The sequence below is a fragment of the Myxococcus sp. AB025B genome, assembly GCF_006518215.1.
GTDB lineage: Bacteria > Myxococcota > Myxococcia > Myxococcales > Myxococcaceae > Myxococcus > Myxococcus fulvus.
On sequence record NZ_SRLW01000045.1, the window covers coordinates 1 to 13,470 of the forward strand.

Annotated in this window: 9 protein-coding genes; 4 read left to right on the forward strand and 5 right to left on the reverse strand. The window is 65.3% G+C overall.

Going from position 1 to position 13,470, the window contains the following annotated elements:
* From FL311_RS10035 to FL311_RS10045, 3 genes are all read left to right on the forward strand, one after another.
* Window positions 1-794 (forward strand): ABC transporter ATP-binding protein (locus FL311_RS10035; RefSeq protein WP_305036145.1); only part of this gene is annotated, 794 nt, incomplete at its 5' end.
* Window positions 791-1,573, forward strand: coding sequence for an ABC transporter permease (locus FL311_RS10040; protein WP_141324718.1), 783 nt, complete (start codon window positions 791-793; stop codon window positions 1,571-1,573). The genes FL311_RS10035 and FL311_RS10040, both read left to right, overlap by 4 nt.
* Before the next feature lie 23 nt (window positions 1,574-1,596).
* Entirely contained in the window at window positions 1,597-2,619 is a 1,023-nt protein-coding gene (locus FL311_RS10045; RefSeq protein ID WP_141324719.1) for an ABC transporter substrate-binding protein, read from the forward strand.
* Window positions 2,620-2,715: 96 nt separating this feature from the next.
* On the opposite strand, the gene FL311_RS10050 is transcribed toward FL311_RS10045, so the two are convergent.
* From FL311_RS10050 to FL311_RS10065, 4 genes are all read right to left on the reverse strand, one after another.
* A complete protein-coding gene (locus tag FL311_RS10050; protein WP_141324720.1) occupies window positions 2,716-4,914 on the reverse strand; it encodes a hypothetical protein in 2,199 nt (732 codons plus the stop codon).
* 265 nt (window positions 4,915-5,179) lie between these two features.
* A complete protein-coding gene (locus tag FL311_RS46255; protein WP_141324721.1) occupies window positions 5,180-6,865 on the reverse strand; it encodes a trypsin-like serine protease in 1,686 nt (561 codons plus the stop codon).
* Between the two features lie 15 nt (window positions 6,866-6,880).
* Window positions 6,881-7,585, reverse strand: coding sequence for a hypothetical protein (locus FL311_RS10060; RefSeq protein ID WP_141324722.1), 705 nt, complete (start codon window positions 7,583-7,585; stop codon window positions 6,881-6,883).
* Window positions 7,586-7,820: 235 nt separating this feature from the next.
* Window positions 7,821-10,031 carry a collagen binding domain-containing protein gene (locus FL311_RS10065; protein WP_194869140.1) on the reverse strand — a complete coding sequence of 737 codons (2,211 nt, stop codon included), beginning with the start codon at window positions 10,029-10,031 and terminating at the stop codon, window positions 7,821-7,823.
* Window positions 10,032-10,706: 675 nt separating this feature from the next.
* Here FL311_RS10065 and FL311_RS10070 point away from each other — a divergent pair.
* The gene (locus FL311_RS10070; RefSeq protein WP_141324724.1) at window positions 10,707-11,252 is read left to right on the forward strand and encodes an ester cyclase; all 546 of its coding nucleotides are present in this window, start codon (window positions 10,707-10,709) and stop codon (window positions 11,250-11,252) included.
* A gap of 13 nt (window positions 11,253-11,265) precedes the next feature.
* Here the strand turns inward: FL311_RS10070 and FL311_RS10075 are convergent, their stop codons facing one another.
* Window positions 11,266-13,005, reverse strand: a complete 1,740-nt coding sequence (locus tag FL311_RS10075) for a hypothetical protein (protein ID WP_153882673.1) — start codon at window positions 13,003-13,005, stop codon at window positions 11,266-11,268.
* Window positions 13,006-13,470: the final 465 nt, after the last annotated feature.

Below are 13,470 nucleotides of genomic sequence, written 5' to 3' on the forward strand. Positions count from 1 at the left end.
CCGCTCCCCTGCCCCCCGTGTCCGGAAGTGGGGGCGTCCGCGTGAAGGTCGAGGGCCTGCGCCGCACCTTCCCGGGTGACGTCGCCGTGCTGTCGGGGCTGGACCTGGAGGTCGCGCCCGGCGCGTTCGTGGCGCTGCTGGGGCCCTCCGGCTGCGGCAAGTCCACGCTGCTCAGGCTGGTGGCCGGGCTGGACCGCGCGGAGGCCGGGCACATCACCTTCACGCCGTCGCTGGAGCGCACGCCCGGGGAGCGCGCCCCCATCGCCTATGTGTTCCAGGACGCGCACCTGCTGCCCTGGCGCACGGTGCTGGACAACGCGGCGCTGCCGCTGGAGCTGACCGGCGTGCCGGAGTCGGAGCGACGGGCCGCCGCGCGCGCCGTGCTCGAGCAGGTGGGCCTGGGGGATGCCACGGACCGTCACCCCGCCGAGCTGTCCGGCGGCATGCGCATGCGCGTGTCCCTGGCGCGCGCGCTCGTCACCCGACCCCGGCTGCTGCTCCTGGACGAGCCCTTCGCCGCGCTGGACGAGCTGACGCGCGGCCGGCTGGATGACCAGCTCCGCGCGCTGTGGCGCCAGTTGGGGATGACGGTGCTCTTCGTCACCCACTCCATCTCCGAGGCCGCCTACCTGGCCGAGCGTGCCGTGGTCCTGTCGCGGCGGCCGGCGCGCGTGGTGCTGGACCGGACGCTGGAGCTGCCCGCCGAGCGCGGCGCGGCCCTGCGCACCGAGGCCTCCTTCGCCCGCGAGGCCCGGCTGCTCCACGAGGCGCTGGAGCAAGGAGAGCGCTGGTGAACCGCCCGGCCCTTCGCGCGGCGCTGCCGCCGCTGGTGGCGCTCGTCGTGCTGCTGTCGCTCTGGGAAGCCGCGGTGCGCCTCTTCGAGGTCCCGGTCTGGCTGGTGCCTCCGCCCTCGGCGGTGGGGGCGGTGGGAGCGCGGGAGGCGGGCTCGCTCTTGGGCGCGGCGCTCACCACGGGGCGCGCGGCCCTGGTGGGCTTCGGGTTGAGCGCGGTGCTGGGCGTGCTGGTGGCGGTGACGCTTGCGTCCTCGCGGATGGTGGAGCGCGCGCTCTACCCGTACACGCTCTTTTTGCAGACGGTGCCCATCGTGGCCATCGCGCCGCTCCTGGTGCTGTGGTTCGGCCCGGGCCCTCGCGCGGTGGCGGTGTCGTCCTTCATCGTCTCGTTGTTCCCGGTCATCGCCAACACGCTCACCGGGCTGCGCTCGGTGGAGCCGCCGCTGCGGGACATGTTCCGGCTGTATGGCGCCGGGCGCTTCGCGACGCTGTGGAAGCTGGAGCTGCCCGCGGCGATGCCGCACCTGTTCACCGGGTTGAAGATTGCCTCGGGGCTGTCGGTCATCGGCGCCATCGTCGGCGAGTTCGTCGCCGGCTTCTCCGAGGGCACGGCGGGGCTGGGAATCCTGGTGCTGGCCGCGTACCGTCAGCTGCGCACGGACCTGTTGTTCGCGGCGGTGCTGGCGGCGTCGGGGTTGGGGCTGGTGTTGTTCGGGGCGGTGAGCCTGACGGGAGCCCGGCTGCTGCGGCGCTGGCACCCGTCGGCGCAGGGGAATTGAGTCACGTGGGAGGGAGGCAGAACGTGAGCGGACGTCTGGTGAAGCTGTTGGGGTGCGTGGGGCTGCTGGTGGCCGCGAGCGCCTGTTCGCGCCAGAAGGAGGAGCCCGCCCAGGGCGCCCAGGCAGGCACCCCGGCGCCACGGAAGGCCGCTCCGGCCAAGGTGAAGCTGGCGCTCAACTGGGTGGCGGAGCCCGAGTTCGGCGGCTTCTACGCGGCGCGCGAGTCGGGGGCCTTCACGCGGCATGGGCTGGAGGTGGACATCCTGGGCGGCGGCGCGGGCGCGCCGGTGCAGCAGATGGTGGCCACGGGCAAGGCCGAGTTCGGCATCAGCGGCGCGGATGAGCTCATCACCGCGCGCGCGCGGGGCCTGGATGTGATTCCGCTGTTCGCGGTGTACCAGACGTCGCCGCACGCCATCATGGCCCACGCGTCCCGCGGGGCGAAGGGCATCCAGGACGTGTTGTCCTCGGGCACGGTGGCGCTGGAGCCGGGCCTCTCGTATGTGGCCTTCCTGAAGAAGAAGTACAGCTTCGACAAGGTGAAGGTGGTGCCCTACGACGGCGGCGTGGCGCGCTTCCTCGCGGACAAGGACTTCGCCCAGCAGTGCTTCGTCACCGCCGAGCCCATCGCCGCCAGGCGGCAGGGTGCCACGCCTGCCGTGTTCCTGGTGGCCGACGAGGGCTTCAATCCGTACATCGCCGTGGTCATCACCCGGCGGCAGTACTGGAAGGAGCACCCCGAGCAGGTGAAGGCGTTCGTGGCGGCGGTGCGCGAGGGCTGGCGCGCGTATCTGGACAACCCGGGGCCGACCAACGCGGTGATGGGCAAGCTGAACACGACGATGGACGCGGAGACGTTCGCCGCGGGAGCCGAGGCCCAGAAGCCGCTCATCGAGACCGAGGAGACGAAGGCCCGGGGCCTGGGTGCGATGAAGCGCGAGCGGTGGGAGCAGCTCTCCCAGCAGCTCGTGGAGCTGGGCCTCATCGACAAGGCCCCCTCCGTGGACGAGTACCTGCTGCCGGAGTTCACCGGCGCGCGGGAGTGAGGTGGCTGAACTCGTTCGGGCCGCAAGCAGGAGGGCTCGGTGCCCCAACAGAAAAAGGACCACCGAGCCAGGCGAATCCATCTAAGCACAGGCCAATCAGTGCAGTTGGAGCAGAGGCACCCGGTAGCCCAGGCTCAATCCAAAGGAGACGTTTCGTCGACTGGCTTCCTCATTGAACTTCCATTGTGGTGCATAGCGCGCGTCAAGGATGACGTTCCAATTCCGGTAGCTCGCGCTGATTCCGAGCCCTGGAGCGAAGGCCGTCATCGGCTCGGGCTTGGCCGTCTGCGCAGCCCGGTCGGAGACATTGAGGCTCGCATATTGTCCCAGGTCGAAAACGGACACATTGCCCCCTAGCCCCACATGGTCTGACAGGCCAAATTCCACGTTGACCCCCAAGGGCAGTGCAAGGTGAGTCCCTGCTGGGAAATCATTCACCCGAGTGGAAGCCCACCTGAAGGCCCTGATTCCAGGCGTCACCGTGAGCGCCACAGCGACGTCTCCCACTTGCTGCGTTCGGTCGCTAGCCAGGTCCACGAACGTGTTGATGCTCTGCCTCCTCAGTCGACGTTGCTCTTCCAGGCTCAACTCTACTCCTGGGTTGCCCAACGCATTCAATGAGGGATAGGACTGGAGATAGTTCGCGAAGGCACTGGCATAACGCATCTTCCGGTCGAACTGCTCCGCAGGATCTCCCGTCAACTTCACTGCGGCGATGCCTGCTGCCGAGACCAGCGCCAGGGTGAAGTTCTGCTTGAGCATGGCCTCGGACATCTCACGGTATGCACGCAACTCGCGCTTCCGCAGGAGGCGTACTTCTGGCGTGTCGTTTCCTGCCTCCACCAGGAGTTCGAGTGTCTCGAAGGACATCGCCGCGGCCTCAATGGCGGTTCGGCGGCTGTCCTGTTGGCTGCGCGGAGACATCACTGCAATCCCGTGGGCAACGATGCTCGTCAGCCGCCCCTGAAGTGCGACATAGCGCGGGTCGTTTCCAATATTCTTCAGAAGTGGATGACTCTTCAGGGACATGAACAACTCGGGATGCTCGACATGACGACGAACCAGATGGCTGTCACAGTCCCCCTCGACATGACATGCGGCGATGACCGTCGCCGCGACGACAAGTCCTCCCCTGATAATGAGCGAGTCGGGCACGCCACCAACGTCCTGCAGACGGTGCAGGCTGTCTTCTCGGATGGACTCCACAAACTGCCGAACCACCAGTTGCGCGGCGGCGATGCTACTCCCCGTGGACTCAGGCTCCAGTGAAAACTTGACCAGAAGTGCAAGACCTCCAACGATGGCTGCGAGCCCCTGGTTTGGATCCCTTGCAATCAGCGCATGGGTTTCGGTGCCTTGCCTCAGTCCATACATTCCTTGTTTCAATGGAAGGGCCAACAGTGTCGCGGCAAAGTCTGCGATGTCCTGCTTGAGCGCGACCTGAAGGCCCGCACTCGCCGTTGCCAGTTCCTGCAGACGAACCCGCTTGAGCGCCTCACAGGTCCGGTGCAATACCGGCTGAGGCGCCCCCCGGGCCTCCCACTTCACTCCCTGGAAGGCTTGTTCCACCAAGCCTTCCAGACTGGCGTCACACAATTTGGCGAGAATCTGCTCACGAATGGCCTCCAGTGCGGCGATCTCCACTCGCTCCAATGCAACATCCGCGACCGCCTGGAAGAGTTCGGAGGTCGCTGAGATAGCGCTGTCCTCGAAACTTCGACCACTCGAGGGCAGCGGCACCGCCACCTCCCCTCGCTGTCCGAAGTTCTTCAGCAATTGCTGGGGTGAGAGCAATGGTCCTGCCATGATGTAGATGGGGATGCTGCTCCACCCGGCAGATAGGTCCTCCTCAGTAGCCGCGGCAGGGCAAGTATTATGCTGTCCCGACCTCATCAGTGGCATTTTCTGCGTATTTCCAGTCTTTCGGAACGCACAGGCGACCAGTTGCTTCTGGCCTTCCTGAACCAGTTGCTCACCGTAATCGACGAATCCGAACTGGGACCAGGACGTATCAGCGAACGGAATGCTTGGATGCTGGAGCGCATGTGCGAAGAAAGAAAGCTGCCAGGTTCCCACACCGAGAACCACCGACTTCGCAAGGGGAGCATTAACCGAGGGATCCCAAACGACCTCGATGTGATCTCCCGCATAGTCCTCGTTCAGGGGCCGGGCGGTGCCAGCATCGGCGCCTTTGAAATCACTGTCCTTCGTCTTGAACCTGTCAAAGCTCGCCTTGGTCGTCGACGGAGGAAGGCTCGCGGGCAACAAGGTGATGCGCACCGACTCATCAGACACGACGATAACGCCTTGACTCAACAGAGCTGTGCCTTCAACCCGTTGGTCCTTCCCCGGCTTGCTATCCGCCGCGCTACCCCCATCACCTCCTCTCAGGTGAGCAGCACCGTGCGTCACGAAAATCTCCCCCTGATTCGCCCCCAGACCTCCAGCATCCGGAGCCGCTTGCGCCGCCAAAGCAACTGCGCCTCCCCACCCCAGGTTTGAAATCAGAAGTCCCAGCCACACGAGTCGCGAAGCTCCCCACCAAAGCCTCATGTTCGCTCTACCGTCCCTTCTCGTTGCGTCCGGCCTGGACCAGAGTCACCAAGCGTGAGTCGAGCCATGACCGGATGGCGTCGATTCGCGTATAGATTCCGCCCTGCCCGCACTGCACCCGAGCCCCCGCCGTGGAGCGCGAAGTGATAGCAATGAGCCTGCGCTCCACCCCCATGAGGGGGAAGCTCTCCGGGTCAGCACAATAGCTCTGAGAAATACATGCTGGAGCCCTCGGCATGAATTCGAACAGTCCTCCTCCACTATCCCCTGAACACGTATCACGCCCAGGACTTCCGCCTACACGCATCTCGTGTCGCGGATTACACCCCTCCCTGAAAGAGCGCTCGGCACTACAGCCCCACCCATCCCCGTCCAACAAGACCTCTCGCTTCGCACCGAACCCAGACTGACCATTGACCGAAGACGCTCCAAATCCGGCATGCGACAAGATGTGACTCGGAGGAGCGCCATCCTTGGACTGGCGTCGCGCATGTCGTGGGTTCTCCAACGGGCGAGCCAATCGCAACAACGCGATGTCGACTGAGGGATCCGGATGCCGCTCGGCCTCCACGACAGGAACCACCACCTGGTCCTCTTCGATGGAGTCTCCCACCATCACCCGAAAAGCAGGCAGACAATGAGCTGCGGTCAGGACGACATTCGGCTCGATGAGAACACCTGAACACTGCCACCGCACGGCACTCCCCACCGCGACGATATCCGCCAGCGATTCGCGCCCCTCACATACTGGTAGACATGGAGCCTCGTCGATCTCTCCGTCGCAGTCATTATCCACCCCATCACATGTCATCTCTTCCGGCTCGTAGTCCGGATTCGTGCAATCACGTCTGCATTCGCATTGGTCTTTGAACTGCTGCAGGACGGTCGTGAGCCGCACATCGGGCGCGCAGGCCCCGTCCCCTCCACACACAGTATTCGGAAGAAAAGGCCCCGGATGTCGCGCCGGATCATCAGCGTTAAAAACCACAAACTGAGCTATCCCATCCGCCCCTTGGCGCCACTCAGCAAGGAACTGGTCGCGAAGTTCTTTCAAACGCCCCTTACGGGTTTCCGCATCCTCAGGTTTGACACGGTTCTCCCCGGCAACGAAGCAGTCGGGGACACCATCCGAGGCAATGACCAGCACCGCCGGCCCCCCCTCCTTCGCACTCTGGCGCAGTCGCATCCTGCCGAACTGAAGCGCTTGCGTCAGTGGAGTATCGTACCGCCCATCTGGCCCCGTGACAGGCAGCAACAACTCCCGCGCGTCGACGGCAAAGTCTTTCTCCAGGAGCGCGTCCTTGCTTGTCTTCGCATCGCCGAACCGTCCTCCAATCATCGGCTGGAACCGAGCCCCCGCGTCGCCTGCCCGACAAGAAGCCTCCCAAGCCTCATCAGGCCTTCCCCTCGCTGCTGGCTGAATCGATGAGAACCCCCAAACCTCGGCTCCGATAGAGCAGTGCCCCGGGAGCTCACTCGCCCATTGCGCAACAAGAGCCAATTGCCTTCGAGACTTCTCACGAACAACACTATACGCAGAAGGCTTCCCTCCCAGCCCCACCATCGAGCCTGACAGGTCGAACATCAGCAGAATCCTCAACTGGAGAGGTGCGGATTGCGAAGCCTCCGCTCCTCGCGCAGGCGACGCGGCCAGCGCACACGCGAGTGCCATCCCTACCACGCGAAGGTGCATAGAGGTCTGTCTCCGTCAGGGATTCCGCCCATCCGACACTCGTCTCTCAAACAGGATGACGCGCATCGAATTGGAGACGGCACGCATGATGAGTTCTTCTGGCAACTTCCCTCCTGGGACGAACTCCTTCTCCTGGCCCGCCTTCAGAAGCTCCTCAACCAACTTCCCTTCCTGCCTGTAGCTGAAATTCACCTCACGAAGTGCCCTGAGTCGCAGTCCGCGTTCGGGCGAGGCGACGAAAACCGACCCACGCATGGGCAGCCACTCCGCCATGGAATCCTCGCGATAGAGCAGATCCACAGGCGAGTCACTACAATCGATGGCAACATCCAGGACGTACTCATCATCACTACTGCAACTCGTCGCCCCGGAAGACTTGAGACAGAGGGCGCCTTCCGCATGGCTCGCCACCAAGGCACGTCCAGCCTTCACGGCAACCCATGTTCCCTCCGAGACCTCCAAAGTCCCATCAGGGTTGGCCTTGCAGTGGCCCGTCGACGGAGTGCACTCCAGACTCAAGGCTCCCACAGGGATGACGTATCCCTTGTCTCGTATGGAGATCCGGCGTGGTTCGCCCTCACACGTGAGCAACAGCTTGCCATCCCTTGTGCTCTGTCCCTTGGCTACCCGGAATTTGGAGGCACCACAGCCACCCGAAAAAAGTGCAGCCCAAAGCAGCAGAACGGCATACGCCCACCTCTGCGTCGGAATCCGTCTCATGTCCCCCCCACTCATGACCTCTGGGAACCACAAGCTTTACATAAAAAACACTTCCACCTGCAATTGAGTCAGCGCGGACCCTATCCATGACAATCCGCAGGAGTTCCGACTTCGGAGGAATTTCCGAGCTTAATGCCAACAAGTGCCACATGACTCGTGGGTTCCCCTGACAACGAAGAGTACCAATCCGCCCGCATAGATCACGAGCAGCCAGTCCGCTCGCGAGCCTGCGGGCTCAGAGGATGATGTGCGTGATGGGTGACCAGACGGGCTGGAGGTCCCGGGTGACGCTCTGGGCCTCGGGCACCACCAGTACTTCGGTGTGCACCAGGTAGGGACCTCCCTGGGGGCGCTTTCCGACGAGCAGGTACGTGTAACGGCCCGCGGGCAGCGCGTCGTAAACGACCTCGGGAGAGGACGGCTTCGGCGGAGCGGGCACGCCCTGCTCACGCATGAGCCGCTCGAAGCCTGAATAGGTGCGCACCTGCGGGACGGTCCCCGGGATGAGCACCGCCGCGTGAGGAGCGACATCCTCGGGAGCGACGCCCGTGAAGCGGGGCATGCGCAGACGCAGCGAGGAGCGCCCATCCTGCTCCTGGATCTGGAGCACCCGCTGCTCCTCGGGCGCCAGCGTGACCCTGCGTGGGACATAGCGGCCGGAGCGCTTCTCCGACCAGGCATTCCCCAGGGAGTCGTGCACGGAGAGGACCTTGAAGACGTACTCCCCAGGCTCCAGCCCCGCCACGTCGAAGGTTCCATCCCGGACCTGCAGGATGCTGGGCGAGTGGCCCTGGTGGTCCCCCAGGGGAAAGACTCGCAGCACCACGTCCGCGGGCCGCCCCTCGCGGTCCTTCACGGTGCCCGACACTCGCGCGCCTGAGGACAGGCGCAGCTCCAGCGGCTCCTCGCTCACACGCAGCGAGCCTCGCAGGGGCAGGTAGCCGGAGCGGGAGACATCCAGGCGCAGTGAGCCGGGCTCCACCGGGGCAAGCTCGAAGCCCCCTGTCGCGTCCGTCTTCGCGCTCGCCAGCTCCGGGGCCTCCGTCCCCCCGGAGCCCGCCTGCGTGTGCTGGACGGCGACCTTGGCGCCCTCGATGGGAGCGGAGGTCCTCGTGTCCAGCACCCGTCCGCGGATCCGCTTCCCGGCTTCGAGGATGAGGTCGCCCAGGTCCACGTCCTGGCCGGGCTCGACTCGCACCTCGCGGAGGGTGCGCAGCAGGTCCGGGGCGTCGAACGTCAGCCAGGTCACGCCCGGCTGCTGGATGGGAAACCGGAAGGCCCCGTCGTCATGCTCGATGGGCTCGTCGTTGATGCTGAAGCGGGTGATGGGCGTGCCGTCCGGGCGCCGGAGTCGCCCCAGGATGCTGCCCTGATAGCGCATCACCAGCGTCACGTCCTTCGCGCCCGCCAGGACGGTGCGCTGGGAGTCCTCGCCATCGTGCTCACGCTGCACGTAGCCGGGCTTCTCCACGGAGAGCAGGCAGCTGCCCGGTAGCAGGTGGTGGACCGTGAAGCGCCCCGCGGCATCCGTGCGCGCGGACGAGTCCGACACCCGGTGACCATTCTCTCGCTCGTACAGCTCGGCGTGGGCTTCCCGGTCCGACCGGGCCGACACCTCGGCGTGAGCCACGGGGCGCCCGGCTTCGTCCACCACGGTGCCGGACACGGAGCGACCCGTGTCCATCCGCAAGGTCACCGTCGTCGTCTCCGAGGGACGGACATCGATGACGCGCGACATCCGATGCGGAGCGCCCGTGTCGAAGATCGCTTTGAGTGTGTATCGGTCGGGCTGCACGGTGCGCAGTTGGAAGCGCCCCTGCTCATCGCTCGTGGTCTCGGCGACATGGGTCTGTTGGCCCTCGGCGAACAGGAAGAGCTTCACCTCCGGGAGCACGATTCCCGAGGCGCTGACCACGCTGCCCACCACCTGCCCACCGGCGCGCAGGACGAGCCGGAGGTCCTTGGCGGGCGCCGGGACGTCCACGCGTGTGACGACGTAGCCCTCCGCCGAGGCGACAAGGACGTGGGGCCCCGCCTGAGCCACCTCGAGGACGAAGCGGCCCGCGTCGTCGACCTCCGTCTCGAACCGGTCCGAGACGTAGTCTCCGAACCGCTGCGTCATCCCTCCGGCCTGCTCCACGAGGTCCGGCTCACCGGCAGGTCGAGCGACATCCGTCATCAGTCGGAGCGGCGTCATCGCGGCCACCGCGACCTCCGTCACCGGCTGGTCGTCCTCGTCGACGACGACTCCCTCCAGGAGGACAGCGGAGGCAAGACGCAGAGTTCCGCCATCGTGGGGAGCCTCGGACGGCCCCGGGGTCGACGGCGCTTCGTCGGGTCGCGTCACGGTGGACGGCTCGCGAACCTTGGGCAGGGCGGCAGGACGATTGAAGGAGAAGAGCGCCCCGGCCAAGACCAGGGCGAGCACCCCCAGAATGATTGCCACCACGGATGACCTGCGCATGCACCCTCCCGGGGAGATGACGCTATCAGGCGATGGACCACCCCGCCGGCGTCCTTGATTCCCCACAGGCCTCGGAAACAGATACGCCCGCCTTGCGGGGTTGGTGTCGCGCCCTACCCCGTGTGACAAAGACTGTTGACGCACCCGCCCGAGACAGCCCAAGCGTGGAGTGTCAGGGATTGCGGGCCGAGCCCGGCTCCGTGACATGTCGCATCAATCACTCGAACCCATATCACCGAGCCTGCGCATGGGTTCAGCCCCTTGACGACTGATTACAGGTGCAATTGAATCCACACTCCAGCCGCGAGCGGCTCACCCGGTCACCGCGAGACTGGAGCTCACGCAGCACCCATCAGGAGCAGACCATGCAGATCAAGACCAAGGTTCGCGGTGGTCCCCGTACGTGCGGTGGTGGCGTCATCATCGTCGGGCCCTACAACCCCAACAACCCCTACGAGCAGATTCCGTAGCACCGCTCGCCCTTCATCCGGGCGATGACGACTCGGGTCGCCAGCGGGAGGTCATCCCTGCTGGCGATTCGTCGTTTCCACCGTCGGACGCGCTCGCACTCCGGCCTGAACCTCCACCGGCAGGCACGCTATCTTCCCGCCCTGCTTCCCTGGAGCGTGCGCTCGAGGGAGCGCCACCGAGGCGAGCATGACTCCCGAGATTCGACGCAAGGCCCGTCAGAAGCTGGTGCTGGACCACTTCCGCGACGAGGTGCGGCAGCAGTGGGACGACGTCCTGTCGACGTTCCCTCATCCCCACTACGAGCTGGTCCCCACGATGACGGTGCACGACGGCGGCTCCGCGGTGCGCGAGTACTACCGGAACACCCGCGTCGCGTTCCCGGACCAGCACCACGAGCTCATCTCCCTGCGGCACAGCGACGACGCGGTCATCGTCGAGTTCTGGCTGATGGGGACCCACCTGGGCCCCCTGGGGAACATCCCGCCCACGGGCAGCCGCTTCCGCGTGCGCATGACGGGGTTCTTCATCTTCGATGCGTCGGAGACCCTCGTTTGTGAGCGCGTCTATTTCGACACGCTCAGCATGCTCAAGCAGCTCCTGGGCGGCCTGGACATGCGCGCGCCCAGGAACTGGCTGCTCGCCGTGCGCTGCTTCAAGGGCCTGTTGTCCATGACCCGCGGCGAGCCCCCGGCGGCGCTCACCCAGACGACTCCTCCGGTGCTCGAGGACTGAGGGCGCGACCGGCTCACGAGGAAGGTGGCTTCGGAGCAGCCGGAGCCACGCCCGCGGCAGCGGCGGCGGAGGCTCCCACAGGCGCCGTGCCTGCCACCGCCGTCGCTGTCGACGCACCTGTCGCCCCCGCGGGAGGCGCGGAGGGCTGACCCTCCGATAAATCCGAATCATCGTATTGGTAGATCAACGCAAACACTTCGCGTGGCATGGCCTGGCGCTCGAGGCTTTCTCCTATCCCTGCCTTGATAGCCCCTTGCCTCCCGAACTTCTTCCGCCGAGCATTGAATGGGCCGATGTGAACTCCACAGCTCCCAAGCATATCGAGAGTCTTCGCATGGGCTTCGTCGAAACGGCCGGCGGCCTCCAGCGCGCTGATGACCCCGAACTTCTCCCCGAAGACAGGGAACTCTTGGGCCAGTGCGTGGCGGTTCATCCGTACCCAGTATCGTTTGACGAATCCCCGGAGGCGAGGCGCGATGTCGTATGTCTCCGCAAGCCCCGCCGCGAACTCGGAGTACTGCGCCAGGAATTGCTTGCTGTTACAGTCCTTGATGATCTTCGCCAGCTCGCCAGGGTCCAAGTCATTCTCGGGGTAATTCGCGCACCGGACGATGAACTCGGCGATGTTTCCTGCCTGCTTGACGAAGCTGTCGTACAACGCCTGCTTGTGCGCAGTCCCCTTCGTGCGCCAAAGCTGATAGGCCATGGGAATGCCGGCCGAGATGGCCTCACTGAAGGACTGATCTCCTTCCGCGATGGTGAAAGACCTGTCCGCGGCGCGCCATAGCTGCTGCATGTCAGAGTAGGCAATCACCTGCTTGGGCTTCATGGCCACGACCTTGATCACCCTGTTGCCCAGACTCAGGGTCTCGACGGTCAGCGTGTCGAACTCAACGGCCTTGCCCCTCTTGAGCTGGGCCAAGGGGCCCTTCCGTTGCTCGAGGTATCGCTCAAGATACGTGATTCCAAGCCGACTCTTCTTGCTGTCCTCCCCCACGGTGTGATGGTTGATGGGGAGCACGATGGCCTGGGTGATGCTCGGGTCGAAGATGACTCGATCCAGGAGGAGGTCGTTGCGAGCCCTCTCCTTCTGGCCGGCACCATAACCAAAGAAGAACCGCCACTCCTTGCCATGCTTCGGGAGCACCTCTCGCAGGTGTGGCTGGGACAGGTCCAGCTCGCTCAGCGCGAGCGGCGGCTTCAGCGCCAGGTTGCTCATGATACCGATTTCGTGTTCACGCAGCCCCGAGCTGCGCGTGTACTCGTTCAGCTCCTTCGCCGTGCGGTAGCCATACTCCGTGACAACCAGCCGGTCCTTCGTGCCGACCATGCCGGGAGTCTCCACGGCGACCTCGTGGTACTCGTCTTCAAGAGCGCCCTTCTCGACCCCAGCGAAGCTCGGCAGCATCGTGGCGAGGTCCGGGGGGTTGGAGTCGATGGCGACCGTCCACTTCGTGCCCACCATGAGCATCCTGCAGGTCTGCAGGCCGTTGCTCAGGTCACCGAGGCCATTTTGATTCGCGGAGCGGGCCAAGAGGTCCAGATGCGGGAGGTCCAGATTTCTATACGGCTCCTCCATCTTCTTCAGCTGGAGCGCCGTCAACTTGCTCGGCGCGCAGGGCTCCGCTGCTGCTGCCGCCTCCTGGGGACTCTTCCTGACAGCCTGCTTGCGCGCCTTGTCTCTCGGGGCGGAGCCCGAGCCGGCGGCCGACTGGGCAGCTGACTTCTTGTGCAGCCCGGTGAGCATCGCCACGCCGACCATCAAGCCTCTGTACTTCGAGCATTCACTCGCGGCCCATCCGAGAGGGACGCCTGCTTTGTCCAGACCCTCGGTGCAGGCGGGGCAGAACGCGACCTTCGCGCTCGGGGCCCCAGCCAGAGGCTTCCCACAGCTTGCACAAGTCATGTATCGGCTCCATCCCGAGGACTTCGCGCGTGACGTTGATGCGGGAGCTTCGTGTCGCCCCTGGCGCAGGGCAGACACGAGGGGGCCTGCGCCAATCCCGAGCGGCACGACGCGATGTCTCGCGGTGCCACAGCGGGCGACTTTCCGCAGACGCACCGCAGGTGCCATGCCGCAACACCTGTCGTCGCATGATGCGAGGGAGGAAACACTCCGGGGCGCCCCGAGCCCCCGAGGTCCGCGTTCACCCCGGACGCGCGCGCGTCCTCGTCGGACGTCCTGCGCGAACAACCGAGGCCACTACACGCGCGGCCC

Coding starts and splice junctions, on each gene's coding strand:
- FL311_RS46255 (WP_141324721.1), bottom strand. CDS start 6,865: ATGCACCTTCGCGTGGTAGGGATGGCACTCGCGTGTGCGCTGGCCGCG.
- FL311_RS10060 (WP_141324722.1), bottom strand. CDS start 7,585: ATGAGACGGATTCCGACGCAGAGGTGGGCGTATGCCGTTCTGCTGCTT.
- FL311_RS10070 (WP_141324724.1), top strand. CDS start 10,707: ATGACTCCCGAGATTCGACGCAAGGCCCGTCAGAAGCTGGTGCTGGAC.